At 69.6% G+C, this 26,960-nt stretch carries 26 protein-coding genes; 2 read left to right on the top strand and 24 right to left on the bottom strand.

Translation table 11 applies throughout. The features are described from left to right. Positions 1-61: 61 nt before the first annotated feature. The 12 genes from QLQ86_RS12145 to nrdR form a co-directional block, all read right to left on the bottom strand. On the bottom strand, positions 62-715 hold the full coding sequence (locus QLQ86_RS12145) for a thiamine ABC transporter ATP-binding protein (RefSeq protein WP_282817125.1): 654 nt from the start codon (positions 713-715) through the stop codon (positions 62-64). Beyond that, on the bottom strand, positions 699-2,402 hold the full coding sequence (gene thiP / locus QLQ86_RS12140; protein WP_282817124.1) for a thiamine/thiamine pyrophosphate ABC transporter permease: 1,704 nt from the start codon (positions 2,400-2,402) through the stop codon (positions 699-701). Before thiP ends, QLQ86_RS12145 begins: the two co-directional genes overlap by 17 nt. Then, positions 2,378-3,376 (bottom strand): thiamine ABC transporter substrate binding subunit, encoded by a 999-nt coding sequence (thiB, locus tag QLQ86_RS12135; RefSeq protein ID WP_282817123.1) that lies wholly within the window; start codon positions 3,374-3,376, stop codon positions 2,378-2,380. Before thiB ends, thiP begins: the two co-directional genes overlap by 25 nt. 97 nt (positions 3,377-3,473) lie before the next feature. Next, on the bottom strand, positions 3,474-5,903 hold the full coding sequence (lon, locus tag QLQ86_RS12130; protein WP_282817122.1) for an endopeptidase La: 2,430 nt from the start codon (positions 5,901-5,903) through the stop codon (positions 3,474-3,476). A 78-nt stretch (positions 5,904-5,981) separates the two neighbouring features. Next, on the bottom strand, positions 5,982-7,241 hold the full coding sequence (locus QLQ86_RS12125) for a DUF945 family protein (protein ID WP_282817121.1): 1,260 nt from the start codon (positions 7,239-7,241) through the stop codon (positions 5,982-5,984). A 78-nt stretch (positions 7,242-7,319) separates the two neighbouring features. After that, complete coding sequence (locus tag QLQ86_RS12120; protein ID WP_106229826.1) at positions 7,320-7,793, bottom strand: phosphatidylglycerophosphatase A family protein; 474 nt, start codon at positions 7,791-7,793, stop codon at positions 7,320-7,322. Continuing rightward, a complete protein-coding gene (gene thiL, locus QLQ86_RS12115) occupies positions 7,790-8,749 on the bottom strand; it encodes a thiamine-phosphate kinase (protein WP_282817120.1) in 960 nt (319 codons plus the stop codon). Before thiL ends, QLQ86_RS12120 begins: the two co-directional genes overlap by 4 nt. Before the next feature lie 13 nt (positions 8,750-8,762). Then, positions 8,763-9,266 carry a transcription antitermination factor NusB gene (nusB, locus tag QLQ86_RS12110; RefSeq protein WP_250060219.1) on the bottom strand — a complete coding sequence of 168 codons (504 nt, stop codon included), beginning with the start codon at positions 9,264-9,266 and terminating at the stop codon, positions 8,763-8,765. After that, positions 9,263-9,763, bottom strand: a complete 501-nt coding sequence (gene ribH, locus QLQ86_RS12105; RefSeq protein ID WP_133637703.1) for a 6,7-dimethyl-8-ribityllumazine synthase — start codon at positions 9,761-9,763, stop codon at positions 9,263-9,265. The genes nusB and ribH overlap by 4 nt, the downstream gene beginning before the upstream one ends. 86 nt (positions 9,764-9,849) lie before the next feature. Continuing rightward, complete coding sequence (gene ribBA, locus QLQ86_RS12100) at positions 9,850-11,013, bottom strand: bifunctional 3,4-dihydroxy-2-butanone-4-phosphate synthase/GTP cyclohydrolase II (protein ID WP_282734862.1); 1,164 nt, start codon at positions 11,011-11,013, stop codon at positions 9,850-9,852. Positions 11,014-11,190: 177 nt separating this feature from the next. Further along, positions 11,191-12,339 carry a bifunctional diaminohydroxyphosphoribosylaminopyrimidine deaminase/5-amino-6-(5-phosphoribosylamino)uracil reductase RibD gene (gene ribD / locus QLQ86_RS12095; protein WP_282817119.1) on the bottom strand — a complete coding sequence of 383 codons (1,149 nt, stop codon included), beginning with the start codon at positions 12,337-12,339 and terminating at the stop codon, positions 11,191-11,193. After that, the gene (gene nrdR, locus QLQ86_RS12090) at positions 12,339-12,824 is read right to left on the bottom strand and encodes a transcriptional regulator NrdR (RefSeq protein ID WP_282734864.1); all 486 of its coding nucleotides are present in this window, start codon (positions 12,822-12,824) and stop codon (positions 12,339-12,341) included. Before nrdR ends, ribD begins: the two co-directional genes overlap by 1 nt. Positions 12,825-13,054: 230 nt before the next feature. On the opposite strand from nrdR, the gene QLQ86_RS12085 reads away from it, so the two are divergent. After that, positions 13,055-14,860: a sugar phosphorylase gene (locus QLQ86_RS12085; RefSeq protein ID WP_282817118.1), complete on the top strand. Its 1,806-nt coding sequence runs from the start codon at positions 13,055-13,057 to the stop codon at positions 14,858-14,860. On the opposite strand, the gene QLQ86_RS12080 is transcribed toward QLQ86_RS12085, so the two are convergent. Beyond that, a complete protein-coding gene (locus tag QLQ86_RS12080) occupies positions 14,861-15,322 on the bottom strand; it encodes a copper chaperone PCu(A)C (protein ID WP_282817117.1) in 462 nt (153 codons plus the stop codon). It lies immediately after the preceding gene. Positions 15,323-15,542: 220 nt separating this feature from the next. Between QLQ86_RS12080 and dsbG the strand changes: the two genes are divergently transcribed. Continuing rightward, positions 15,543-16,307 (top strand): thiol:disulfide interchange protein DsbG, encoded by a 765-nt coding sequence (gene dsbG / locus QLQ86_RS12075; RefSeq protein ID WP_282817116.1) that lies wholly within the window; start codon positions 15,543-15,545, stop codon positions 16,305-16,307. Between the two features lie 84 nt (positions 16,308-16,391). On the opposite strand, the gene QLQ86_RS12070 is transcribed toward dsbG, so the two are convergent. The 11 genes from QLQ86_RS12070 to QLQ86_RS12020 form a co-directional block, all read right to left on the bottom strand. Then, positions 16,392-17,408 (bottom strand): c-type cytochrome, encoded by a 1,017-nt coding sequence (locus QLQ86_RS12070; protein ID WP_282817115.1) that lies wholly within the window; start codon positions 17,406-17,408, stop codon positions 16,392-16,394. Between the two features lie 13 nt (positions 17,409-17,421). Next, a complete protein-coding gene (locus tag QLQ86_RS12065; RefSeq protein WP_282817114.1) occupies positions 17,422-18,066 on the bottom strand; it encodes a c-type cytochrome in 645 nt (214 codons plus the stop codon). Between the two features lie 5 nt (positions 18,067-18,071). Continuing rightward, positions 18,072-19,466 carry an ATP-binding protein gene (locus QLQ86_RS12060; protein ID WP_282817113.1) on the bottom strand — a complete coding sequence of 465 codons (1,395 nt, stop codon included), beginning with the start codon at positions 19,464-19,466 and terminating at the stop codon, positions 18,072-18,074. Beyond that, a complete protein-coding gene (locus tag QLQ86_RS12055; protein WP_282817112.1) occupies positions 19,463-20,164 on the bottom strand; it encodes a response regulator in 702 nt (233 codons plus the stop codon). Before QLQ86_RS12055 ends, QLQ86_RS12060 begins: the two co-directional genes overlap by 4 nt. A 186-nt stretch (positions 20,165-20,350) precedes the next feature. Continuing rightward, positions 20,351-20,779, bottom strand: a complete 429-nt coding sequence (locus QLQ86_RS12050; RefSeq protein WP_282734872.1) for a DUF6691 family protein — start codon at positions 20,777-20,779, stop codon at positions 20,351-20,353. After that, complete coding sequence (locus tag QLQ86_RS12045; protein WP_282817111.1) at positions 20,776-21,237, bottom strand: YeeE/YedE family protein; 462 nt, start codon at positions 21,235-21,237, stop codon at positions 20,776-20,778. Before QLQ86_RS12045 ends, QLQ86_RS12050 begins: the two co-directional genes overlap by 4 nt. Positions 21,238-21,385: 148 nt before the next feature. Then, positions 21,386-23,149 carry a SulP family inorganic anion transporter gene (locus tag QLQ86_RS12040; RefSeq protein ID WP_282817110.1) on the bottom strand — a complete coding sequence of 588 codons (1,764 nt, stop codon included), beginning with the start codon at positions 23,147-23,149 and terminating at the stop codon, positions 21,386-21,388. A 30-nt stretch (positions 23,150-23,179) separates the two neighbouring features. Further along, on the bottom strand, positions 23,180-24,433 hold the full coding sequence (locus QLQ86_RS12035; RefSeq protein WP_282817109.1) for an NAD(P)/FAD-dependent oxidoreductase: 1,254 nt from the start codon (positions 24,431-24,433) through the stop codon (positions 23,180-23,182). 45 nt (positions 24,434-24,478) lie between these two features. Continuing rightward, a complete protein-coding gene (locus tag QLQ86_RS12030) occupies positions 24,479-24,898 on the bottom strand; it encodes a TIGR01244 family sulfur transferase (RefSeq protein ID WP_282817108.1) in 420 nt (139 codons plus the stop codon). Positions 24,899-24,919: 21 nt separating this feature from the next. Continuing rightward, complete coding sequence (locus QLQ86_RS12025; RefSeq protein WP_282817223.1) at positions 24,920-25,786, bottom strand: MBL fold metallo-hydrolase; 867 nt, start codon at positions 25,784-25,786, stop codon at positions 24,920-24,922. A gap of 189 nt (positions 25,787-25,975) precedes the next feature. Beyond that, positions 25,976-26,887 carry an MBL fold metallo-hydrolase gene (locus QLQ86_RS12020; protein ID WP_282817107.1) on the bottom strand — a complete coding sequence of 304 codons (912 nt, stop codon included), beginning with the start codon at positions 26,885-26,887 and terminating at the stop codon, positions 25,976-25,978. Positions 26,888-26,960 lie beyond the last annotated feature (73 nt).

Raw genomic sequence — 26,960 nt, 5'->3', positions numbered from 1 at the left:
GGGGCGATTCTGGTGTCATTAGGGCCGATTCTGTCACGCGGCCGGTCGTCAGGCCAGTCGCTCAGCCGACGGGCAGCAGCCTGCCGCCCTCCAGCCGGCAGCGCCGGTCGGCCAGCGCCTCGATGTCGTCGCGGTCGTGGCTGACCAGCACCACCGCCGCCCCCGCGGCCTTCTGGCGACGCACCAGGGCCCAGAGCCCGTCGCGGGTCACCTCGTCCAGGCCAGCGAAGGGCTCGTCGAGCAGCAGGACCCTCGAGCCGCGCAGCAGGGCCCGCAGCAGCGCCACCCGCTGTCGCTGGCCGCCCGAGAGCTCCTCGGGCAGGCGGTCCTCGAGCCCCTCGAGTCCCACCTCGGCCAGTCCCGTACGGATCCGGGCCTGCTGCTCATGGGTAAGCTTCATGTCCGGCGCCAGCCCCAGGCCCACGTTGAGCCAGACCGGCAGCTGGTCGAAGAGATTGTGCTCCTGGAAGACAGTGGTAATCCCGCGCTCCCAGGGCGGCAGCGCCAGCAGGTCCTGCCCCTGCCAGGCGAGAGAGCCGCCGGCCGGCTCGAGGAATCCCGCCAGCAGCCCCAGCAGGGTGCTCTTGCCAGTCCCCGACGGCCCCTCCACCGACAGGCACTCGCCCGGGGCGAGCCGGAAGGTGAAATGGAAGTCCGGCGTCTCCCCGGGATCATGGCGGTCATAGTGGAAGGTCAGGTCACGACACTCGAGCATGGCGCTCCTCGCGGGCGTAGCGGGTCCAGGGATAGCGAGGCGGACGACGGGTCAGCCACCCCAGCAGCACGAACACCAGCACCACCAGCATCAGCAGCACCAGCGCCGTGGCGGCGGCGCCCTGCCAGCGATAGCCGCCCAGTTGCTGATAGAGCAGCATCGGCAGAGTCGGGGCCGAGGGGCTGCCGAACAGGGCGATGACGCTGAAATCCCCCAGCGACAGGGTCATGGCATAGGCCAGCGCCAGGGCCAGGGGGCGGCGCAGCCGCGGCCAGATAAGCCACCGCAGCCGGGCCCGTCCGCGGATGCCGAACTGGTCGGCCAGGCGCAGCTCGGGGGCCGACAGCCCCGGCAGGGCCCCGCGCACCACCTGCATGGCGAAGGGCAGCGCCATGAAGGCATTGACCAGCACCACCAGGCCGTAGCCCTGCCAGCCGCTGCCCAGGGTCGGGCGCAGCAGCAGGAAGAGCCCGGTCCCCAGCACCAGGGAGGGGATCACCAGGATCAGCTGACCGCCCCCTTCCATCAGCAGCGCCGACCAGGCATGTTGCCGAGTCCGCAGCCAGCGACTGCCCACCAGCAGGGCCACGGCCAGCGACAGGGCCCCGGCCCCCGCGCCCAGGGCCATCACCAGGCTGCGCGCCGCCGCCGGCCACAGGCTGGCGCTGCGGGGCAGTTCGGGCAGCCCGGTGAGCCCCGCCAGCACCACCGCGAGCAGCGGCGGCAGCAGCAGCGCCGCCAGGGCGGTGAGCCAGACGGCATCGGTGAGCCGGGAAGCGCCGACGGCATCTCGGCGGTGCCAGCGCCCCCCGGCCGGCAGGGCGGCGCTGCCGACCACCAGCGAGGGGGCCCCGCCCCGGGAGAGAGCCAGCAGCCACAGCGACAGACAGATGACCAGCTGGGTCAGGGCCAGCAGGGCCGCCAGGGCCAGGTCATGGTCGAACTTGAGGGCCTGGTAGAGCGCCACCTCCAGGGTCGAGGAGCGCGGTCCGCCGCCCAGCGTCATGACGATGGCGAAGCTGGTGAAGCAGAGGGTGAAGACCAGCGCCGCCAGGCGCGGCAGCAGCGGTGCGAGGCGCGGCCACTCCAGGGTGCGCCAGAGTGCCGTCCGCGTCAGTCCAAGTTGGGAGGCCAGCCGCCAGTGCGCCGCGGGCGCCGTCTCCAGGGCCTGCAGCATCAGCCGGGCCGAGAGCGGCAGGTTGTAGAAGACATGGGCCAGCACGATGCCGGAGAGGCCGTAGAGATAGCCCGACTCCGCGCCGGCCAGCCACTCCCAGAGCGGGGCCGCCCAGCCCCGCCGGCCATGCACCGCCACCAGGCCGAACAGGCCGATCAGCGTCGGCAGCACCAGCGAGAGCTCCATGGCGCGCAGCAGCAGGGTGCGCCCCGGGAAGCGCGGGCGCCTCGCCAGGGCCACGGCCACCGGCACGGCAAGCCCCACCGCCAGCAGGGTCGAGAGGGTGGCCTGCCAGAGGGTGAAGCGCAGCACGGCAGCCAGCCACGGTTCCTGCCAGAGCATGGCCGGATGCAGCTCCCGGGCCTGCCACAGCAGCGCCCCCAGGCTCCCGAGCCCCAACCCTGCCACCGCCGTCAGGGCGGCAAGGCCGAGCCCCGGCGGCCAGCGTGACAGGGTGGCCCAGCGAGAGGGCAGCGACACCTCGCTCAACGCACGCTGGCGTTGAGCCACTCGCGGATCCAGGCGCGGCGGTTCTCGCGCACCTCCTCGGGCGTGAAGGTCAGACTCCGTGGCTGGATCAACCGCTCGAAGACCTCGGGCAGCGCATCGCCCAGATCGATGGCCGGGTTCATGACGTTGCCCAGCGGGATATGGCGCTGGAAGTCCGGCGTCAACATGAAGGCCAGGAAGTCACGGGCGAGCTCGGGCTGCTCGGTATTCGCCAGCATGGCGGCGGTCTCCACCTGCAGATAGTGGCCCTCCTCGAACTCGGCGGCCTGGTAGCGGTCGGTCTCCTCCACCGCCATGTGGTAGGCCGGCGAGGTGGCATAGGAGAGCACCAGGGGCGCCTCGCCGTTCATGAACAGCGAGAAGTAGGCCTGGCTCCAGCCGTTGGTGACGGTCAGCACCCGCTCGTTGAGCCGCGCCCAGACGGCCGGGGCCTCATCGCCATAGACGTGCCTGATCCACAGCAGCAGGCCCTGGCCGGTGACGCTGGTGCGCGGGTCCTGGAGGATCACCTTGACGTCGTCCGGCGCCTCGAGCAGTTCACGAAAGCTGCCCGGCGGCTCACTGAGCTGCTCACTGTCGTAGACGAAGGCGAAGTGGCCCCAGTCGTAGGGCAGGAAGGTGTCGTCGGCCCAATCGATGGGCAGCGCCAGCGGCGCGGTGTCGACCCGGTGGGGGGCCAGCAGGTCAAGCTCGCGGGCCTCGGCCATCAGGTTCATGTCCAGCCCCAGCACCAGGTCCGCCCCGGTGCCCTCCCCCTCCAGGCGCAGGCGCTGGAGGATGTCGACGCCACCGTCCAGCGCCACGAAGCGCAGGTCGCAGTCGCCGCAGCGCTCCTCGAAGGCGGCCTCGATGCCGGGGCCCGGCCCCCACTCGGAGACGAAGGAGTCGTAGGTGTAGACGGTGAGCGTTCGCTCGGTGGCGGATGCCGCGCCCGACGTCGCCAGCCCCAGGACCAGGGCTACCAGATATCTCATGGGGCCTTCCCGTTGTCGGTAATAACCCCGGCACCGGTTCAGGTACCGGATCCGGGGTTCTCTCAAGACTTCCAGCTTACGGCTCCGGTGATGCCGGTCAACCGAACACCACCCTGGCCACGTCACGGTAGCGGCCTGCGAAATGCACCGTCATGCCCTCCTTGAGGTAGTCGGGCAGCTCGTCGTAGTCACGCCGGTTGGCCTCGGGCAGGATCAGCTCGAAGACCTCGCTGCGCCGGGCGGCGATCACCTTCTCGCGTATGCCACCCACCGGCAGCACCTGGCCGGTCAGGGTCAGTTCGCCGGTCATCGCCAGCGGCCGGTCGATGGAGCGGTGCCGGGCCAGCGACAGCAGCGCGGTGGCCATGGTGACCCCGGCGGAGGGGCCATCCTTGGGCGTGGCCCCTTCCGGCACGTGCAGGTGGACGAAGGCCGAGTCGAAGAAGTCCGCATCGGCGCCGTACTCGCCCAGATGGCCGAGCACGTAGCTGTAGGCGATATTGGCCGACTCCTTCATGACGTCGCCGAGCTGGCCGGTGAGCTTGAAGCCGCGGTCCAGGGCGTGCACCTTGCCGGCCTCGACGGAAAGCGTGGCGCCGCCCATGGCGGTCCAGGCCAGGCCGGTGACCACGCCCTCGCCCTTCATCACCTGCTCCTTGCGGAAGATCGGCGGCCCCAGGTACTCCTCGAGATTGTTCACCGAGACCCGTACCGACTGCTGGTCGTTCTCCAGCAGCTTCACGGCCGCCTTGCGCACGATGCGGTGCAGCTGTTTCTCGAGCTGGCGCACCCCGGCCTCGCGGGCGTAGCCCTCGATCACTTGGCGCAGCGCTGCCTCGGTGAGGTTGATGCGCTTCTTGGGCATGCGGTTGCGCTTGAGCAGCTTGGGCCACAGGTGGTGCCTGGCGATGGCCACCTTCTCCTCGGCGATATAGCCGGAGAGGCGGATCTGCTCCATGCGATCCAGCAGCGCCGGGGGGATCGCGTCCAGCGTATTGGCGGTGCACACGAACAGCACCTTGGAGAGGTCCAGGCGCACGTCGAGATAGTGGTCGAGGAAGTCGACGTTCTGCTCCGGGTCGAGCACCTCGAGCAGCGCCGAGGCAGGGTCGCCCTGGAAGGACTGCCCCATCTTGTCGATCTCGTCGAGCATGATCACCGGGTTCTCGACCTCGACCTCCTTGAGGGCCTGGGCGAGCTTGCCGGGCATGGCACCGATGTAGGTGCGACGATGCCCCTTGATCTCGGCCTCGTCGCGCATGCCGCCTACCGAGAAGCGATAGAACTCGCGGCCCAGGGCATCGGCGATGGAGCGTCCCACCGAGGTCTTGCCGACTCCGGGGGGACCGACCAGCAGCAGGATGGAGCCACCCACGTCGCCCTTGAAGGTGCCTTCGGCGAGGAACTCGACGATACGTTCCTTGACGTCCTTGAGGCCGTCGTGGTCGCGGTCGAGCACCGATCGGGCATGGGCCAGGTCGAGCTGGTCCTGGCTGCGCACCCCCCATGGCATGGCGGTGAGCCAGTCCAGGTAGTTGCGCGTGGTGCCGTATTCCGGCGAACCGGTCTCCAGCACCGACAGCTTGTCGAGCTCGTCGTCGATGCGCTCCATGACCCGTTCCGGCACCACGCGCCCCTCGAGGCGGGCACGGAAGGTGTCGACATCGTTCTCGCGGTCATCCTTGGAGATGCCCAACTCGCGCTGGATCACCTTGAGCTGCTCGCGCAGGAAGAACTCCCGCTGGCGCTCCTGCATCTGGGCATTGACCTGGTCGCTGATCTCGCTCTGCAGCTGGGCGACCTCGATTTCCTTGCGCAGCAGCGGCAGTACCTTCTGCATGCGGGCCATCACCGGCAGGGTCTCCAGCACGTCCTGCAGCTCGTGTCCCTTGGCCGAGGTGATGGCCGCGGCGAAGTCGGTCAGCGGGCCCGGCTCGTGGGGGCTGAAGCGGTTCAGGTAGTGCTTGAGCTCCTCGCCGTAGAGCGGGTTGATCGGCAGCAGCTCCTTGATGCCATTGATCAGCGCCATGGCATAGGCGCGGGTCTCGTCATCCTCGGCATCCACCGGCTCGCGGAGGTAGCTCACCTCCACCAGGTAGGGCGGCGTGCGGGAGAGCCAGCGCTGGATGCGAAAGCGGCGCACACCCTGGGCGATGAACTGGATCTGCTGCTCCTCGCCCTGCAGCTTGTGCACCTTCACGGCGGTGCCGATCTCGGGAAAGTCCTCGTCGCCGAGCTCCTCGACCCCGGTCTCGCCGACGAAGGCCAGGCCCACGGTGTGGTGCGGCGTATTGCCGACGCGGCGGATGGTCTCTTCCCAGCGCTCACGATTGACCACCAGCGGCTGGACCTGGGCGGGAAAGAAGGGCCGGTTGTGGATCGGCAGCAGGTAGATGCGCTCGGGCAGGGAGTCGCTGGCGGGCACCACCGCATGGGAGTTGCCATCGCCCGGCCGCTCGTCGTAGAGGGAATCGTCGTTGGCCTGGATCCAGTCCAGGCCATCCTGCGCTTCGTGATCGTCGCTCATGTATTCCTCGTCCTGGATCGTCGGGATGGGTTCCCGGGGCTGCCCTCAGGAATGCGGGCACCGGCGCCCGACTTCAAGTCACTGCAGCCGCTCGAGGACCGGCGGCAGCGGGCGACCGTTGATCCGGACCCGGCCACGTACCACGTCGATCTCGAGGTCCTGGGTATCCAGCGGCAGGCCGAGCCACAGGGCCACCACCTTGGGCACCTGGTGCCAGGTGAGGTCGCCGTAGAGCCGCGCCCGCCAGCGGGCCTGCTCGCGGGCCTGTTCGTGGGGATCACCGAGCGCGATCAGGTTCAGCTCCGCGAACTGGCGCGAATCGAAGAACAGCGCCCCGTCGCCACGCGCCTCCAGCCCCAGCATCGGACTGTCGAGGGCGATGGCATGGATGTCCAGCCGGGGCGAATCCTGGAGCATGGCCAGCAGCTGTGGCTCCAGGCGCGCTAGCAGCTCGCGGCCGCCCTGGGCGGCATCGCCTCGGGCCGCCTCGTCGCGCAGCACGGCCAACACGCTGCGCAGGGCGTCGGCATTGATCCGCGACAGTTCCATGGCAACGCGGCCGGAGAGCAGCACCTGCTCGGCCGTCACCAGCCGGTCCAGGGTCAGCTCGCTCTCGACGCGCAGTTCCTGCTCGTCGAGGACCGTGCGGCTGTGCAGGAGCAGCCCATGGGCATCCAGTTCGAGGTCCGGCTGATGCCAGGCCAGTCGCTCCACCTTGAGCAGGTCCTGCTGGCTGAAGTGGTAGGCGGCCTCGGTATAGGCGTAGCGGCTCTCCAGGGTGGTCGGCCCCGCTTCCAGGGTGGCCGGGCCGTCGCTGAGCCGCCAGGGCTCGAGCCTGGCCTGAAGCCGCCAGTCGCCGTAGACCCCGCCGAAGGTGATCCGCCCGCCGCGGAAGTCGAGTTCGCGCCCTCCCTGGCTGACGATGAAGGGCGCCAGCTCGAGGCGCCCCTCCAGGGTGGCGCCGAGGGTGCGGTAGCGGGCCTGCCAGGTAGGCGGGGGCGAGGGCAGGGCATCGCCGAACAGGCGCCGGTCGCCCGGCCCGAGATGCGGCCTCAGCTCGCCGTCGATGCGCGTGCTGGCCACGCCGTGACGCGCCACGTAGGGCAACTCGAGATGCCAGGCCTGGCCGAAGCGTGGGGTCAGGTGGATGGTGCCGCGGGACTCGAGCCAGCCCCGGTCGACGTCGCTGCGCTTCACCGCAAGCTCCCCCCGGGCGGCGAGGTCCTCTAGGGCCCGGCCGAGTTCGCGTTCGAAGAACACACCGGAGAGATACTGGGCAATGCCCCAGAGCAGCGCCAGCCCCACCACTAGCGGGACGATCAGTCGTTCCTTGCGCATCATGGCGTTCCTTACCCGCGCCTTGTCCGGACCATCCCTGTGTCGCCGAGACGATGGAGAACTTTCAGTGATGCCGGATCAGTGGAGCCAGAACCACAGGTGCATGGTACTCCATGCATAGGCGGCCGCGAGGACATCATCGATCATGATGCCGAAGCCGCCGGCAACGCGCCGATCCGCCCAGCGGATCGGCCAGGGCTTGAAGACATCGAAGATACGGAAGACCACGAACCCCCAGAGGGCGGCTTCCCAGGAGAAGGGCACGGCCGCCATGGTCAGCCAGTAGCCGACGAACTCGTCCCAGACGATGCCCGAGTGATCGTGGACCCCGAGATCGTGGGAGGTCTTGTCGCACAGCCAGATGCCCCAGAAGAAGGTCACCGCCACCAGGCCCAGGTACCAGCCCAGCGGCAACTCGGACATCAACCAGTAGAAGGGAATCGCGGCCAGTGTGCCGAAGGTGCCGGGCGCGAAGGGCACGGTGCCGCTGCCCAGCCCGAAGGCCAGGAAGTGCACGGGGCGTCGCCAGACGCTGGCGGGGGCCTGATTCATGGAGCACCGTCTCCCGCAAAGTGCTGCCAGCCGCGCTCGCCGGTGACCGTCACGCCCTGCAGACCGGGTTCGTCGCTGACGCGGCCGATCACCGTGAGGGGCAGGCCCAGGACGGCCAGCCGGGCACGGGCCTCGTCGAGGTGTTCCGGGGGCAGGCCGAGCAGCAGCTCGTAGTCATCACCGCCGTGGAGCCCCGCCTGCCGGGCCCCCTCCTCGCCCAGCGCCGCCACCAGGCCCTCGGCCAGGGGCAGCGTGTCGGGCATCAGCTCGGCCCCGACGCCCGAGGCCTCGAGGACATGCCCGAGGTCGGCCAGCAGGCCGTCGGAGATGTCGATGGCGGCGCTTGCCAGGCCGCCCAGCGCCAGGCCCGCCTCGAGGCGCGGCAGCGGATGGAGGTAGCGCCTGAGCAGCGGATGGTCGGTGTCCCGCTCGCCGCGCCGCCACAGGGCCAGCCCCCCGGCCCCGCCCCCCAGCGCACCGGTCACCGCCAGCAGGTCGCCCGGACGGGCCCCGCTGCGGGTCAACGCTTGCTCGGCGGGCACCTCGCCCATCACCGTCACGCCGATGGAAAGCGTCCCGCGGGTCACGTCGCCGCCCACCAGGGCCGTGCCGGTGGCGTCGCAGAGGGCATGGAAGCCGCCGGCGAAATCCGCCAGCCAGGCATCGTCATCGGCCGCCGGCAGGGTCAGCGACATCAGGCACCAGCGGGCACGGGCGCCCATGGCGGCGAGGTCGCTGAGGCTGACCGCCAGCGCCCGGTGGCCGACCGCCACGGCCGGGGCATCCACGGGAAAATGGATGCCGGCCACCGAGGTATCGACGCTGACCGCCAGCCGCTGCCCCGGCGTCGGGGCCAGCAGCGTGCAGTCGTCCCCCACACCCAGGGTCACACCGGCCTCCGCCCCCGGCGGGTCGGGGGTAAAGAAGCGGGTGATGAGTTCGAATTCGCTGTGCATCAGGGGCAGGCCTTCAGCGGCGGCGAGCGGTGACCTCGGCGGATCGCAGCCGCCCGGCAAGCTTGTCGAGGATGCCGTTGACGTACTTGTGCCCATCGGTGGCCCCGAAGGACTTGGCCAGCTCGACCCCCTCGTTGATCACCGCGCGATAGGGCACCTCGAGGCGACGGGAGAGTTCATAGGCGCCCAGGCGCAGGATGGCCAGCTCGATGGGATCGAGATCCTCGAGGCGACGGTCGAGCAGCGGCGCGATGGCGGCGTCGAGCTCGCGGCGCTGGTCCGCCACGTTGTGCAGCAGTTCGTGGAAGAGCGCCAGGTCGGCGATCTCCATGACCTTGTGCCAGTTCTCGTGGTCCTCGAGATCGTCGTCGGCCACCTGGCTGCGGAACTCGGCCTCCACGGCGCTGATCGACTTGCCGGTCATCTGCCACTGGTAGAGGCCCTGCACCGCCAGTTCGCGAGCCGCATGGCGGGACTGCTGGGCCTTCGATGGGGCCCGCGGGCGCTCGCCGCTCATGCCTCACCCCCGTCGTCGGCATCGTCGCCGAAGCAGCGCAGCAGCGAGACCATCTCCATCGCCGCCATGGCCGCCTCGGCGCCCTTGTTGCCGGCCTTGGTGCCGGCGCGCTCGATGGCCTGCTCGATGGACTCGACGGTCAGCACGCCGTTGGCCACCGGGGTGTCGAACTCCAGCTGCAGGTTGCCCATGGCGGTGTTGCAGCCGCCGGCGACGTACTCGAAGTGCGGGGTGCCGCCGCGGATCACCGCCCCCAGGGCGATCACCGCATCGGGGCGAGCCACCTGCAGCACGCGCTTGATGGCCAGCGGCAGTTCCCAGGCGCCGGGCACGTGGACGATATCGATGCCCTGCGGGTCGACGCCATGGCGCACCAGGCTGTCCACGGCGCCCTCGACCAGGCTGTCCACCACATGATGATTGAAGCGGCCGACCACGATCACGTAGCGGCCATCGACGTCGACGAAGCTGCCTTCGACTTGGGAAATCGGTTGCATGGTTCTGTGTCCTGAGAGATCCGGTGCTTGAGGGTCCGGAAGGCATGGCCCCGGGGGGCCAGGCCGAGATGTGAAAGGCGGCGGCGCTAGTCGGAGCCCGGCTCGCCGGTCGCCTGCTCGCCGGGTTCCAGTCGCTCCACTACCTCGAGGTCGAAGCCGGAGAGCGCCGAGAACTTCCAGGGCGAGCTCAGCAGGCGCATCCGGCCCACCCCCAGGTGGCGAAGGATCTGCGAGCCGGTGCCGATGGTCAGGTAGTTGCCCGCGCCGTCGGAGTCGCTGGTGCGGGGCGGCCGCCGGCGCTCCAGGAACACCTCGAGCAGGTCATGGAGGTCCTGGCGCGGGCGTCCGTCGTCGAGCAGCACGAAGACCCCGTGCTCGGCCCGTGCCACTTCGGCAACTGCCTGCTGGGCGGTCCAGCTCGGCGTGTCGCCCTTCTGCAGGGCGAGCAGGTCACGCATCGGGTTGGCCAGGTGCACGCGCACCGTGGTCAGCGCCTCGGGGTGCGGATGGCCCTTGACCAGGGCCAGGTGATGGGCGCCCTGGATGCTGTCGCGGAAGACATGCAGGTTGAGTTCGCCGAAGGCGGTCTGCACCGGCGTCGACTCCACCGGCTGCACGGTCTGCTCGTTGTGGATGCGGTAGTGGATCAGGTCGGCGATGGTGCCCATCTTCAGGCCATGCTCGACGGCGAAGCGCTCGAGCTCCGCGCGGCGGGCCATGCTGCCGTCCTCGTTCATGACCTCGCAGATCACGCCGCTGGGGTCGAGACCGGCCAGGGCGGAGAGGTCGCAGGCCGCCTCGGTGTGTCCGGCGCGGCGCAGCACGCCGCCTGGCTCGGCCATCAGCGGGAAGATGTGGCCAGGCTGGACGATGTCGTCGGCAACCGCGTCACGGGCGACCGCGGCGCGCACGGTGCGCGCCCGGTCGGCGGCGGAGATGCCGGTGGTCACGCCCTCGGCGGCCTCGATGGAGAGGGTGAACTTGGTCCCGAAACCGGAGCCATTGTCGCGCACCATCAGCGGCAGCTGGAGACGCTCGCAGCGCTCGCGGGTCATCGGCAGGCAGATCAGGCCCCTGGCGTGGCGCGCCATGAAGTTGATGTGCTCGGCCTCGACCTTCTCGGCGGCCATGATGATGTCGCCTTCGTTCTCGCGATCCTCGTCATCCATCAGGATCACCATTCGGCCCTGACGGATGTCCTCGACCAGTTCTTCGATGGGGGCCAGGCCCCCGGATGAGGCGTGCACCATGGAGTCTCCATTGATTCAGCGTGGTGGCTGTCGTCATCCGACGACGAGCGGGTCGCCATCGGGCGTCGCCACCTCGAAACCGCGTCAGGGTACCGTGGCGCGTCGTCGGGCGCCAGTAAACAGCCGCGTCGTCGGGCGCCGAGCGCCCTAGCGCCGAACAGGATGATGCCGACACGTTCAGCTTTCGGCCACCATGCGCCGCCGGGGCCGGGCGGTGATGCGCCAGTCGCTGCCCACGGCGCGGATGTCGAGGATCTCCAGCCCCTTCTGCTGGGCCATCAGGGTCAGGCCTGGCAGTTCGAAGAGCGGACGCGCCTCGCCGCCGAGCAGGGTCGGCGCCACGAACAGCTGCATCTCGTCGATCAGGCCGGCCTCGAGCATGGCACCGGCCAGCGTCGCCCCGGTCTCCAGCAACACCTCGTTGGCCTGCTCGGCCTCGGCCAGGTGGCGCAGCAGGGCATCGAGGTCGACGCGGCCGTCGGGGCCTGCGGGCATCGCCACCACCTCGGCACCGGCGGCCTGCAGCCGCTCGCGCCGCTCGGGCTCGTGGTCGGTCAGGGTGGCCACCAGGGTGCGGCCGGGTTCGCGCAGGCAGGCCGCGGCCAGGGGCAGGCGCAGCCGGGAGTCCACCACCACGCGCAGCGGCTGGCGGGCGGAGAGGGCCTCGCCTTCGGGCAGCTCGAGCTGCTCGGGGCGCACGGTGAGCCGGGCGTTGTCGAAGATGATCGATTCGACCCCGGTGAGGATGGCGCTGGAGCGAGCGCGCAGGCGCTGCACCTCGCGGCGGGCGTAGGGCCCGGTGATCCACTGCGACTCGCCGGAGCGCATGGCCGTGCGGCCATCGAGGCTCATGGCCATCTTCAGGCGCACGAAGGGCCGGCCGTGGGACATGCGCATCACGAAGCCGGGATTGAGCGCAAGGGCCTCTTCCTCGAGCATGCCCACCGCCACCTCGATGCCGGCCTCGCGCAGCCGGGCGATGCCCCGGCCGGCGACCCGGGGGTTGGGGTCCTGCATGGCCACCACCACCCGCGTCACGCCGGCCTCGGCCAGCGCCAGGGCGCAGGGGCCGGTGCGTCCGTGGTGGGAACAGGGCTCCAGGGTCACGTAGGCGGTGGCGCCGCGCGCCTTCTTCCCCGCCGCCCGCAGGGCGTGGATCTCGGCATGGGGCTCGCCGGCCCGCTGGTGCCAGCCCTCGCCGACCACCCGGTGATCCTTGACCAGCACGCAGCCCACCCGGGGGTTGGGGGCGGTGGTATAGCGCCCGCGACGCGCCAGCGTCAGGGCGCGCGCCATCCAGGCCTCGGGGAAGGCGTGCTCCGCCATCACGGCGCTCCCGACGGGTCCGTGGGGAAGCCGGGCTCCTGGGCCAGGCGGTCGATCTCGGCGCGGAACTCGTCGATGTCCTGGAAGCTGCGATAGACCGAGGCGAAGCGGATGTAGGCCACCTGGTCGAGGCGCTTGAGGGCCTGCATGACCTCCTCGCCGATGTCCCGGGCGTGGATCTCGCGCTCGCCACGGGCGCGCAGATTCTGGCGAATGCGCTCCACCGCCGCCTCGATGGACTCGGCGCTGACCGGACGCTTCTCCAGCGCCCGCAGCATGCCGGCACGCAGCTTGGCCTCGTCGAACACCTCCCGCGTGCCATCGGACTTGATCACTCGCGGCATCACCAGTTCGGCGGTCTCGTAGGTGGTGAAGCGCTCGCCGCAGGCCGCACACTGGCGCCGCCGCCGTACCTGGTCGCCATCCGCCACCAGGCGAGAATCGGTCACGCGCGTGTCGTTGGCGCCACAGAAGGGGCAATGCATAGGGATAACCCGAGGTCGATGGAAAGGCTGTCGCTGCATTGTAACGGTTCGCGAGGAGAGCGCCCAGCCAAGGGGCAAGCGCCCCGGGGCTATCGCGGATTGCCGCATTTCCCGGTGCCGATCCGTCGGCAGGCCTCGCCATGGTCAACTGCAATCGACCTGGCAGCCGTCCTGCAGTGGCACGGGACATGCAAGACACTGGCATCCCAGGCCGACCAACGGATGCCACCATGCCCCTGCCCCGCTCCCTCGCCCCGCCCCTGAACGAGGCCGCCTTCAGCGCACGCGCCCGCGAGCACCTCGACCTGCTCTACGGCCCGCGCCGGGACGAGGTACTGCGACGCCTGCTGACGCTGCTCTCGCACCATCGCGGTGCCATGCCCTCCTCAACGACGCCAGTCGCAGCCCCCTTATGGAGCGAGCGGGACCAGTGGCTGATCGCCTACGGCGACAGCCTGCTCGACGGCGACACCCCGCCCCTGGCGGTGCTGCAGGCCTTCCTCGAGGCACGCCTGCCCGACAGCTTCAGCGGCGTGCATGTGCTGCCCTTCTTTCCCTGGAGCAGCGACGACGGCTTCTCGGTGATCCACTACCGGGAGGTCGACCCGGCGCTGGGCGACTGGCAACACCTGCACCGGCTGGCCGAGCGCAAGGACCTGATCGTCGACCTGGTGCTGAACCACGTCTCCCGGGAGTCGCTGTGGTTCGTCGACTACCTTTCCGGCAGCCTGCCGGGCCGCGACTACTTCATCGAGATGGATCCCGACACCGACCTCTCCGACGTGGTGCGGCCGCGCAGCTCCCCGCTGCTCGTGCCGGTCGCCACCCGCCGTGGCACGCGACACCTCTGGGCGACCTTCTCCGAGGACCAGATCGACCTGAACTTCGCCAACCCCGACGTGCTGCTGGAGTTCATCGGTATCCTGCTCTTCTACCTGGAGCAGGGTGCGCGAGTGATCCGCCTGGACGCCATCGCCTACCTGTGGAAGGAATCAGGCACCCCCTGCATCCACCTGCCCCAGACCCATGAGGTGGTGCGCCTGTTGCGGGCCGTGGTCGACCACATGGCGCCCGGCACCCTGCTGCTGACCGAGACCAACGTGCCGCATCGGGAAAACCTCAGCTACTTCGGTCTGGACCGTCTTCCAGACGGGGGCCTCGAGCGTCTTTCCGGTGCAATGCACGACCCGGTCCCCGACGAGGCGCATCTGGTCTACCAGTTCCCTCTGCCACCGCTGCTGCTGCATACCCTGACCAGCGGCGAGGCGGCCACCCTGGCCCGCTGGCTGGAGAGCCTGCCCGAGCTCCCGCCCGGCTGCAGCTACGTAAATTTCACCGCCAGCCACGACGGCATCGGCGTACGCCCGCTTGAGGGCTGGCTGCCGGCCCACGAGGTCGAGGCCCTGCTGGAGCTGATGCATCGCTTCGGCGGCTTTGTCAGCATGCGCGCCGATCCCCGGGGGCAGGACATCCCGTACGAGATCAACATCACCTGGTTCGAGGCCATGAAGGGGACCCGCCGGGGGGCCGACCCCTGGCAGGTGGAGCGCTTCCTGTGCAGCCAGCACCTGATGCTGGCCCTGCAGGGTATTCCCGCCCTCTACGTGCACTCGCTGACCGCCACCCTCAACGACCTGGAAGGGGTCGAGCGCAGCGGCCGCCTGCGGGCGATCAACCGCCGTCGCTGGCAACGCCGCGAACTCGAGGAGCTGCTCGATAGCCGCAACACGTCGACCCGCGAGGTGTTCCTGGCCCTGACGCGTCGACTGGCGGTGAGGCGCCGGGAGCCCTGCTTCCATCCGGAAGCGCCCCAGCGTGTGATCCCCGCCCCGCCGGCGCTGCTGGTGCTGGAGCGAGGGCCCCTTCCCGATGGCCGGCGCCTGCTGGCGATCCACAACGTTACCGACCGACGCCAGCCGCTCGCCCTGGACGTGCTCGACGCCCCCGGCTGGATCGACCTGCTGGAGGATGTCCCCTGGACGCGGGAAGCGAGCCTGGCCCCCTACCGCAGCCTGTGGCTGCTGGACCCGGGCTGATCAGTGGCCCGCGTGCTCGCCATCGCCCTCCTCCATCGGCTGCACCCGCCTCACCGGGGCCTCGACGGTCAGGGTCTCGCCGTTGTCGAGGGTCAGGGTGAGCGCGACACGCTCGCCCTCGACCGGAGTCCTCGCCAGCTCGAAGAGCATCAGGTGCCAGCCGCCGGGCGCCAGCCGCACGGTCTCGCCGGCCGGGACCGGGATCGTCTCGACCTGGCGCATCTGCATCACGCCATCCACCATCACGTGGTTGTGAAGCTCCAGGCTGCCAGCCAGGGGCGAGCTGCCCCCGACCAGCGCCAGGTCCGTCTCGCCCGGGTTGGACAGCTCCATGAAGGCGGCGGTGGTGGGCGACCCCGGCGGCACCGCCCGCACCCGAGCCTCCTCGACGGTGAGGGACTGGGCCAGGGCAGTGGCGCTGAACAGCGAGAACAGGACCAGCGGCAGGGCAGCGATGCGCATCTCGGTCGACTCCATGGGCTCAAGGGGACGCGTCGAGCTTACCCTGCCTCGCCGTTGACGGGGAGCGGGCTGCGACATCGCGCCCCGCCGGCGGGTGCAGGAATTAATCCACGGCTAATGGGCGCGTGGCAGGATGGGAACTACCGGGCCCCCGGCGGGTCCCCACGACACCCCCTTTCCGACATCCCTTCATGACATCTCTTCATAACAGGACAGCGCGATGCGAACCTTTCCCCTCTCCCTCCTGGCCGGCCTGGTCACGCTCTCGCTGACCTCGACGCTCGCCGCCGACGAGCACTGGCCGGCCCCGGTCCAGGCCCTGGTGGACCAGGGCCTGGAGATCCACGGTGAATTCGCGGCCCCGGGTGGCCTCAGCGGCTACGCCGCCAGCCACCGCGGGCGCGAGATGGCCGTCTACCTCACGTCGGACGGCGACCATGCCGTGGTCGGCACCCTGCTCGATGCCGAGGGCAACGACCTCTCCGCGGCGCCCCTGGACGAGCACGTGCGCAGCGGCCAGGAGGCCGAGGTGTGGCAGCAGCTCGAGGAGAGCCACTGGATCCAGGACGGCGAGTCGCAGGCAGAGCGCGTGATCTACACCTTCACCGACCCCAACTGCCCCTACTGCGCGCGCTTCCACGACCAGAGCCGCCCCTGGGTCGAGGCCGGCGAGGTACAGCTGCGCCACATCATGGTCGGCATCCTGAAGAGCGACAGCCCGGCCAAGGCGGCCGCCCTGCTCGGCGCCGAGGATCCCGCCGCGGCGCTGCAGGCACACCAGAAGAGTGACGGCGGGATCGCCGCCTCTGCCCAGTCCCGCGAGATCGAGGAGCAGGTCTATGCCAACAACCAGCTCTTCGAGGGCCTGGGGCTGATGGCCACCCCCACCACCTACTACCGCAACGACGAGGGCCGCCTGGAGAAGGTCGAGGGGGCTCCCGAAGAAGCGCGCCTCAAGGCGATGATGGGCTCACCGCGCCCCTGAGGCGGCGCGACGCGCCACCAGGACGCAAGCGGGCCCCGCTGCCGATGGCAGCGGGGCCCGCTTCGCTTGTGGCGAAGAGCTTCCTCAGTCCTCCAGGTCCTCGAAGCGCGGCTGTCCGACGTTCCAGGGCTTGACCTCCTCGCCCTTCTCGCCCCAGTTGGCGTGATCGGCGAGGCGGTGGCCGTCCACCTCACGCTCCTGGCCATAGCTGGAGTTCTTGTGGAAGGTGGGGCCGAACTTCTCCAGCACCTCGTCCACGCTGCCGGTGTAGCGCGGATCCTGGGGGCGCTCCTGCTGGGTCATGTAGTAGGCGATGTCCCAGGCCTCCTGGTCGGAGAGCGAGAGCGGCTGGCCCAGCGGCATGTTGTTCTTGATGAACCCGGCCGCGGTGTGGGTGCGCACGATGCCGGCGCCCCAGTTGTTGGAACCGTCACCCCAGGGGGCGGGGAAGACGTACTCGCCCTCCTGATAGAGGCCTGAGCCATCCTCGCCGTGGCAGACCGCGCAGTTCTCCACATAGAGCGCCTCGCCGTTCTCGTAGCTCAGTTCCTCGGGACGATCCGGCGACGGGAAGCCGCGGCCGTAGATGGGCTGGTCCGGATACATGGGCGCCCCCGTGGCCAGCCACTGGTGGTAGGCGGAGAGGGCCAGCATGTCGTCGCTGCCGTACTCCGGCGGCGTGCCGTTCATGGAGTAGGCGAAGCAGCCAGCAATACGCTCTTCGAGGTTGTTGACATGCTGGTTCTTGCCACGGAAGTCCGGCAGGGTCACCGCCGCCGGCCAGACCGGGGCACTGAAGGGCTGGCGGCCCTCACCCAGGTGGCAGCTGGAGCAGTTCATGTCGTTGAAGACATTCTCGCCTCGCAGTTGCTGGGTATTGGTGAAGAGGTCATAGCCACGGCGGATGACCTTCTTCAGTTCGGGGTGGATGTCGGCCTCCTCGAGGTCCGCCATGGTCGGCGGCACATGCACCAGCTCGTCTTCCTTGGGGGCGGGATAGCCCAGCTCGACGAGTTTCTCGTACTCTGCCCAGGCGGCCATGCTGATGCCGGCGGCCAGGGTCGCACTGGCCACGGCCAGGGTTGTCCTGCGAAGTGTCATGTTCTGCTCCCCCTTATTCGGACGCCACGGACTGATTTGCCAGCCAGACCGAGACGGCACGGATGTCCTCGTCGCTCATGCGCTCGGCGATCGCGCCCATCAGGTTCTGGGGGTCATTGCCCCGCTCGCCGGCCTGCCAGGCACGCAGCTGGGCCTCGATGTAGCCGGCATGCTGGCTGGCAATGCCGGGAAAGGTGCCACCGGCCCCTTCGTTACCCGGACCATGGCAGCTCTTGCAGGAGACGATGTACTCATCCCAGTCGCCACGCAGGGCCAGCTGCTCGCCGCGGGCCAGCAGATCCTCGCCGGCATCCTCGCCCCCCTGGGCCTCGGTGACCGGCATCTCGCTGTAGTACGCCGCCACGTCGACGATCTGCTGGTCATCGAGCATGTTGGCGAAGGGCATCATGGTGGCATTCTCGCGACGCCCCTCCTTGAAATCATGCAGCTGCTTGGCGATGTACTCCGCCGGCAGCCCGGCCAGGCGCGGCCAGGACTCTCCCCCCGACACGTTCATTCCGCTGCCGTCGGCCTGGTGGCAAGCCACGCAGGCTCCGGCCGCTTGCTGGCCGCGCTCGGCATCGCCCTCCAGGGCCTGGGCCTGACCGGCGGCCAGGCCCAGGCCCAGCAGCAGGCCGAGCCCGCTCGCGATCCTCATGCTCGTCATTTCGGGTCACCCTCGTCGTTGTCATTGATCCCTTGCGGAGTTCCTTCCCGGGCCGGCCCTGCCGGTCCCGTCGACCTCGGCGTCAGCGGCAGCGTCAGCCGGGCCTCCAGCCCACCCCCCTCGGGGCGGGAAAATGCCAGCCCTCCGCCGAAGCGCTCGGCGATGGCGGCCACGATGGCCAGCCCCAGGCCACTGCCCTGCCGACGGCTGGCCCGCCAGAAGCGGCGCGGCAGTTGCTCGAGCTGGGCATCGTCGACCCCGGGGCCATGGTCCCTCACACCATAGGTCAGCGTCTGGCCATCCGCGTCGAGGCGGGCGGCGACCTCCACGGGGCTCTCCCCGGGGCCGTGGCGAAGGGCGTTGTCCATCAGGTTGCGCAGCGCGGTGATCGCCAGTTCCCGAGGCACCGCCAACTCCACCTCGGGCCAGGCCTCGGGCAGCGCGAAGCGTTGCCGGTCGCTGGCCGAGGCGTCGCGCAGCGCCAGCTCCACCACGTCGGCGGCGCGGCTGGCCTCGCCATCCTCGAAGTGTAGTCGCCCTTCCACCCGCGCCAGCATCAACAGCTGGTCCAGGGTCCGCGACAGACGCGCCACGCCCTCCTCGGCATGATCCAGCGACTGGCGTGCCGCTTCGCCCTCGACCCGGCTGGCCACCTGCAGGTGGGTCTTGATGGCCGTCAGCGGGGTGCGCAGCTCGTGGGCGGCGTCGTTGGTGAAGCGCTGCTCGCGCACGATGGTCTGCTGGATGCGCGCCAGCAGGCCGTTGAGCGTCTCCACCAGCGGGCGGATCTCCACCGGCACGCCATGGGTCGCCACCGGCGCCAGGGCATCCGGGTGGCGACGGGCCAGGGCATCGCGCAGCCGGCCCAGTGGCCTCAGCCCCCTCACCACGCCGAGCCACAGCGCCAGCAGGCTGCCGGCGAGCGCCACCACGAAGGGCACCACCGCCACCTGCAGCACGTTGCGCATCAGCAGGTCGCGCTCGTCCATGCGGTCGGCGGTGGTGATGGTCAACCCGCCACGCTCGTAGGTGAACACCCGCCAGGTCACGCCGCCCTCCTCGCGATAGGCATGACCCGGCTCGCGGGCCTGCAGGATGTCCTCCATGTCGGTATGGGTGCGCGCCATGATCTCGCCGCGGGGCGAATGCACCTGGCAGGCCAGCCCTTCGATGGGCGGGATCGAGAGGGCACGCTGGTCGGCCTGTTCCCAGACGTCCAGCGGCAGCTGGGCCATCAGCCCGGCCACCATGCGGGCCGACTGGGCAAGCCGCTGGTCCAGCGTCTTCTCTACCTGCTGGTGCAGGTCGCGCATCAGCCAGGCGGCGGCCAGGCCCCAGAGCAGCAGCAGGGTCAGCCCCAGCGTCAACACCAGGCGCGTGCGCAGGCTCATGCCCGTCCGGCCCCCTGGCGGCGCGGCACCTCCACCGCGGAGGGCTTGCCCAGCCGGTAGCCCAGGCCGCGCACTGTCTCGATCACCCGGCTGCCGAGCTTGCGGCGCAGGTGATGGATATGCACGTTGAGCGCGTTGCTCTCCACCTCCTCGTTCAAGCCATAGAGGCTGTCCTTGAGCTGTCCGGCGGTCAGCACGCTGCGCGGCGCCTGGAGGAAGGCCTCCAGCAGCACCAGTTCGCGGCGCGAGAGGCTCACCGGCTGCCCGGCGACGCTGACCTCGCGGGAGATCGGATCCAGGCACAGCGGGCCATGCTCGATCAGCGCCCGAGAGCGCCCGGCGGCCCGGCGCAGCAGGGCCTGCAGGCGCGCCACCAGCTCGTCCAGGTCGAAGGGCTTCACCAGGTAGTCATCGGCCCCCACATGCAGCCCCTCGATGCGATCGCTCACCGCGTCGCGGGCGGTGAGGATCAGCACCGGGGTATCGATACCGGCCCTGCGCCACTCCTCGAGGAGCAGCATGCCGTCGCCGTCGGGCAGGCCCCGGTCGAGGATGACCACATCGCTCGACACGGTTTCCATGGCCGAGCGTGCCTCCGCCATGGTGGTCACATGGTCGACGACGAAGTCATAGACGGCGAGTCCGGCCTGGATGCCCGACGCTACCAGGGCATCATCCTCGATGAGCAGTACGTGCATGACTGGCAATCCTCGTGATATGCGACATCGTGTCACCCGGCCATTAAGACGACGTTAAGCCGTCATAAGGCTAGAACGATTCGAACTGGTCCATTGGTCGCAAGCCCAGAATCGCAAAAGCAGGGTCGCAGAAAAGTCCCCCGCCGGCAGGGCCGACGGGGGACGCTATCCGGTGTTCAGGCAGGGTCATCCCCTGGCAGGAATCGCTCGGGCCAGGAACCAGCCGACCACCATGGCCACCAGCATGGCGAGAAGCGGGCCGGTGAGCCCGGCGATGGAGGCGAAGGCCGGACCCGGGCAGTAGCCGGAGAGTCCCCAGCCGATGCCGAACAGCGCGGCACCGCCGATCAGGCGGCCGTCCAGGTCCTGACGGGTGGGCAACTGGAAGCGTTCGCCAAACACCGGGTTGGGGCGACGCAGCACCAGCCGGTAGCCGATGAAGTTGGTGATCACGGCACCGCCCAGCACGAACATCAGCGTCGGGTCCCAGGCACCGGCGACATCCAGGAAGCCGAGCACCCGCGCCGGGTCCGTCATGCCGGAAATGGCCAGGCCGAGGCCGAAGATCAGCCCCGCGATATAGCCCATGAGCGTCTTCAGAGTCTCGCTCTTCATGCGCCACCTCCGATCACGTGCCGGACCACGAAGACGGTGACGATCGCCGCCACCACGAAGGTAATGGTGGCCACCAGCGAGCGCACCGAGAGCCGGGCGAGGCCGCAGACACCGTGGCCGCTGGTGCAGCCGCTGCCCAGGCCCGTGCCCAGGCCCACCAGCAGGCCGGCCAGCAGCATCAGCGGAATCCCCCCCGCGGGCTCGCCGATCACCTCGCCCGGGGCGCCGGCCACGTTGCCGAGCCCGCCCCCGGCGAGCAGCAGCACCACGGGGCCGCTGACCAGACCCAGCACGAAGGCCAGGCGCCAGGCGCTGTCCCCCCTGGGTCGGGTGGTGACCAGGGTGCCGATGATCCCGCTGATGCCGGCGATGCGGCCCAGGGTCGCCATCAGCCAGGTGGCCGAGAGGCCGATCAGCACACCGCCGATCAGCCCCTGAAGGCTTGCCGTCCAATCCACGTGAAATCTCCTCTGGTGTCAGGGTGTCGGTCGTCCGGCAGGGTCAGTTGCCGGCGCCGATGCGGGCTGGCGTGGCGATACGCCCCGCACGCCTCCTCATGGTGGCACGCCCATTGTCAGCGGGAACGGGGCGATGAACGCACCGGCCCTACTTGCTGGCGGCCAGCCCGGCCTCGCCGCAGACCCGGTCCGAGACCGCGTCGACACGGTCGTGCAATGCCTGCCAGGCGTCATAGGTGCTCAGGAAGACCTTGCCGGTCAGCTCGTGGCAGAATTCCGTATGTTGCAGCCGGTCCATCACCGGCCCCTTGACCTCTGCCAGGTGCAGGGTGACGGCGGAGTCCTTGAGCCGCGCATTGATCGCCTCCAGGCTCTCCAGCGCCGAGGCGTCGATGACGTTGACCGCCTGGCAGGCCAGCACGATATGCTCCAGGCCCGGCTGGCGGGCGGCCAGCTCCATCACGGTGTCCTCCAGGTAGCGGGCGTTGGCGAAGTAGAGGCTCTCGTCGACCCGCAGGATCGCCAGCCGGTCGTCGGTTTCCACCGAGTGGCGACGCACATTGCGAAAGTGCTCGCTGCCGGGGACGCGTCCCACCACGGCACTGTGCGGGCGACTGGTGCGATACAGGTGGAGGCCGAGCGACAGTACCACGCCGACCAGGATGCCGCTCTCCACGCCATGGGCCAGGGTCAGCACCAGGGTGGCCAGCATGGCCACGCCATCGGCCCGGGAATAGGCCCAGGTGCGCCGGATGGCGGGCAGATCGATCAAGGTGCCCACCGCGACGATGATCGTGGCGGCAAGCGTCGCCTTGGGCAGAAACGCCAGGGGCGTGGTCAGGGCCAGGGTCGCCACGGCGATGCCCACGGCGGTGAAGGCGCCGGCAAGCGGCGTGGCGGCACCGGCCTCGAAGTTGACCACCGAGCGGGAGAACCCCCCGGACACCGGCGAGCCGCCGCTCGTCCCCGCCCCGATATTGGCCAGCCCCATGGCGATCAGCTCCTGATTGGGATCGATCCGCTGGCGCCGCTTGGCGGCCAGGGTCTGGGCCACCGAGACCGACTCCACGAAGCCCACCAGACTGATCAGCACCGCCGCCGGCAGCAGGCTCGACCACAGCTCGGGGTCCAGGCTCGGCAGGGCCAGGGTCGGCAGGCCGCTGGGCACGTCGCCGACCAGGGCCACGCCCTGCGCCCCGAGTCCCAGCCCCCAGGCCAGCAGGGTGGTGACGATCACCGCCGAGACCGGCGCAGCCTTGGTCAGCAGGTCCGCGACCGTCGCCGACAGCCCCAGGCGCTTCAGGCCACCCTTGAGATGGCGCCGGCACAGCAGCAGGTAACCCCAGACACCGAGACCGATCGCCAGGGTGATGACGTTGGTGTCCTCCAGCCCCGCGACCAGTGCCGAGCCCATCTCCACCAGGTTATGGCCGGACGCCTCCACACCCAGCACGTGACGCAGCTGGCTGGCGGCGATCAGGATGCCCGAGGCGGTGACGAAGCCCGAGATCACCGGGTGACTCAGGAAGTTGGCCAGGAACCCCAGGCGCAGCAGGCCCATGGCGAGCAGCACCAGGCCGGAGAGGGCGGCCAGCACCAGGGCCGCCCCGACGTACTCCTCGCTACCGGGGGTGGCGATGCCGGAAAGGGCCGAGGCGGTCATCAGCGAGGCCACCGCCACTGGTCCCACCGCCAGGGTGGCACTGGTACCGAAGACGGCATAGAGCACCAGCGGCAGCATGCTGGCGTAGAGCCCCACTTCCGGCGGCAGGCCGGCCAGCAGGGCATACGCCAGCGCCTGGGGCACCAGCATCAGGGTGACGATCACCGCCGCCACCAGGTCACGCGCCAGCACATCGCGCCGGTAGCCGTGCAGCCAGCCGATCAGGGGTATCCAGCGTGAAGGGATCATGAGCGTCTCGTCATCTCGGGGACATCCTGCTCAGTGACGTCGCGCCGGCCGGGCGAGCCACTCGTGCCCCTTGAGCATGCCGTTCCAGTAGAGCCAGGGCAGCTGCTTGGCCTTGAGCCACCAGGCCCGGCGAGTCGCCCGGGTGCCCTCGTTGATCCAGCGCGGGAAGGTCGGCTGCAGGGCGCCGCCATAGCCGAACTCGGCCAGCACGATGCGCCCCCGCTCCACGGTCAGCGGGCAGGAGCCGTAGCCCAGATACGCGGCCGACAGCGGCGCCTCGTCCAGGGAAGCCAGCAGGTTCTCGGCCACCACCGGCGCCTGCTTGCGCACCGCCGCCGCGGTCTTGGCGTTGGACGTGCCGCTGGCGTCGCCCAGGCCGAACACCGCCGGGTAACGGACGTGCTGCAGCGTCTCGGGGTCCAGGTCCAGCCAGCCGGCCTCGTTGCCCAGCTGGGATGCCGCGATGAAGGCCGGAGCCTTCTGGGGCGGCACCACATGCAGCATATCGAAGGAGCGTTCCACCGTGCGTTCCCCGTCCTCGCCGGACATGGCGAAGCGTGCCGTGCGCGATGGTCCGTCCACGGCCACCAGGCGCTGCCCGAAAGCCTTCTCGATGCCGTAGCGCTCGATGTAGCCCTCGAGGGCCGGCACATAGTCCGCCACGCCGAACAGCGCCTCACCGGCGTTGCAGAAGCTCACCTCGATCTCGGCCAGGCGCCCCCGGCGGCGCCAGTGGTCGCAAGAGAGGTACATGGCCTTCTGCGGGGCACCGGCGCACTTGATCGGCATGGGCGGCTGAGTGAACAGCGCCTTGCCCTTCTCCAGCGACTGCACCAGCGACCAGGTGTAGGGCGCGAGCTCGAAACGGTAGTTGGAGGTCACGCCGTTTCGGCCCAGCGTCTGCTCCAGTCCCTCGATCGCGCCCCAGTCGATGACCAGCCCCGGCGCCACCACGAGCCGGGAATAGCCGAGGCGGCGGCCATCGCCCAGGACCACCTCGCCGGCCTGCGGGTCGACGCGCTCGGCGCCGACCGCATACCAGCTGGCCCTCTCGGGAATGACATCGGCCATGGGACGGCGGGTGATGGCGGACGAGAAGACCCCGCCGCCCACCAGGGTCCAGCCGGGCTGGTAGCTGTGCATCTCGGCAGGGTCGACGATGGCGATATCCAGGTCGCCGCGGCGCTTCAGCAGGCTCGCGGTGACCGCGATGCCCGCCGCGCCGCCACCGATGACGACGACATCATGATGGCGGGATGAACTCTCGGGGGTCGGGTGGTGCATGGCATGGCTCCTGGGCGTCGTTATCGTTGTCGTAAGGGTCGCCTGTCAGGTCTCGAGCATCTCGCGGATCGGCTGGGGGTCATGGCCGGCATCGTGGGCAGCGGCCAGCAGCGCCGGGATATCGCAGCCGGCTTCACGGGAGCGGGCGTGGGCCCAGAGGTGCACGGCCCGCTTGCCGGTCCTGCAGAAGGCGAGGATGGGGGTGGGCAGCCCGTCCAGGGCCTGGCCGAAGGCCTCGATGTCGGCCTCCGAGTATTCGCCCGGGGTCACCGGGATGCAGCGCCATTCGAGGCCCAGTTCGGCGGCCCGGGCACTCAGGGCGCGGTCGTCGGGGTGGTCCTCGGCCTCGCCGGGGCGGCGGTTGCAGATCACCGAGCGGAAGCCGCGACGGGCGACCTCGTCGAGATCGTCGGGCATCACGGCATCGGTGACGGCGAAGCCGGGTTCGAGCTGATGAATCTGCATATCGACTGACTCCTGAGCCATTCAGAACTTGTTGATCGGCACCTTGAGGTAGACCTGGCCATTGTCCTCGGCCGGCGGCATATGACCGGCGCGCATGTTGACCTGCACCGAGGGCAGGATCAGTCGGGGCATGTCCAGGGTCGCGTCACGTTCGGTGCGCATCTTGACGAACTCGTCCTCGCTGACCCCTTCGTGGACGTGCACGTTGTTGGCGCGCTGCTCCGCCACGCTGGTCTCGTGCTGGTACTCCTCTCGCTCCGGCGCCTTGTAGTCATGGCACAGGAACAGCCGGGTCTCGCTCGGCAGGGCCAGCACCTTCTGGATGGAGCGGTAGAGGGTGCGTGCGTCGCCGCCCGGGAAGTCGCAGCGGGCGGTGCCGTAGTCGGGCATGAACAGGGTATCGCCGACGAAGGCGGCATCGCCGATCACGTAGGTCAGGCAGGCCGGGGTGTGACCCGGGGTGTGCAGCACCCGCCCCTCCAGGTGGCCGATGGTGAAGGTGTCGCCCTCCTCGAAGAGGCGGTCGAACTGGCTGCCGTCGCGGGCGAACTCGGTGCCGGCATTGAAGGCCTTGCCGAAGACGTCCTGCACCACGGTGATGTTGGCGCCGATGCCGGTCTTGCCACCCAGCGTCTCGTGCAGGTAGGGCGCAGCGGAGAGGTGGTCGGCATGGACGTGGGTCTCGAGGACCCATTCCACCTCGAGGCCGTTGTCGCGCACGAAGGCGATGATCTCGTCGGCGGAGCGCACGTCGGTGCGTCCGGCGGCATAGTCGAAGTCGAGCACCGAATCGAGGATCGCGCAGGCGCGGCTGTCGGGATCCTGCACCACGTAGCTGAAGGTGTTGGTGGGCTCGTCGAAGAAGTGGGTGACGACTGGCCGGGGCAGGCTTGGCTGTTGGGACATGGGGAAACGACCTCCATCGAATGTCACTGGCCGGGGAATGAGGTCAGCATAGCTCAAAACAAGTTCTAAGAATAGAATATTTTGCTATAAAAGATCCGCCGAAGATGACGCGCCCCGGCCATCAGCAAGCCCCATCGCCGCGGCGACGGGCTCGTGGCAGCCCCCGGCGACCTACTCCCAGTCCGCGCCTTCCAGGGCGTCCAGCGGGATCTTCAGGTAACGCTTGCCGTTGGCCTCGGGCGACGGCAGGCGCCCTCCCCGGGTATTCACCTGTAGGGAGTGCAGGATCAGCTTGGGCATCGGCAGCTCGCTGTCACGCCCGTCGCGCATCGCCACGTAGTCCGCCTCGTTGACGCCACCCGCCAGATGCTTGTTGGTCTCGCGCTGCTCGCGCACCGTGCTCTCCCACTGCGGTTCGCGGCCATCGGGCATGTAGTCGTGGCCGGTGAACAGCCGGGTCTCCTCGGGCAGCGCCAGGATCGCCTGGATGGAGTTCCACAGCTGGTGGGCGTCGCCGCCGGGAAAGTCGGCCCGGGCGGTGCCGAAGTCGGGCTGGAAGAGGGTGTCGTGGACGAAGGCGGCATCGCCGATCACGTAGGTGATCGAGGCCAGGGTATGGCCCGGCGAGAACATCACCCGCGCCTCCAGCTCACCGATGCGGAAGGTCTCGCCCTCGGCGAACAGGCGGTCCCACTGCGAGCCGTCGGCGGGAAAGTCGGGCCAGTGGTAGAGCTCCTTCCAGAGCTTCTGTACCTCCACCACCTTCTCGCCGATGGCGGTGGGCGCGCCGATCTTCTCGCGCAGGTACTGCGCGGCGGAGAAGTGGTCGGCATGGGGGTGGGTATCGAGGATCCATTGCACCTCGAGCCCCTTCTCCTTCACATAGGCGAGCAGCTCGTCGGCGTGGTGGGTGGCGGTCGCGCCGGACTTCTCGTCGAAGTCATGGACCGGGTCGATGATCGCGCACTGGTGGGTCGCCGGGTCGCTGACCACGTACTGCACGCTGAAGGTACGCGGGTCGAAGAAGCCGGCGACATCGGGCTTGCCGGCACCGCTGCTCGGGGAGAGGGCGAAGGTCTTCACGGGTCACCTCCTGATGGCGCCCGGCCTCGACCGGGCGGTGATTTCCGAATTCTGAATAACCTTAGCACATTAT

The sequence above is a fragment of the Halomonas rhizosphaerae genome, from assembly GCF_030012485.1.
GTDB classification, from domain to species: Bacteria; Pseudomonadota; Gammaproteobacteria; order Pseudomonadales; family Halomonadaceae; genus Halomonas; species Halomonas rhizosphaerae.
Note: the sequence above shows the minus strand (reverse complement) of the source record. Positions and strands in the feature narration are given on the sequence as shown.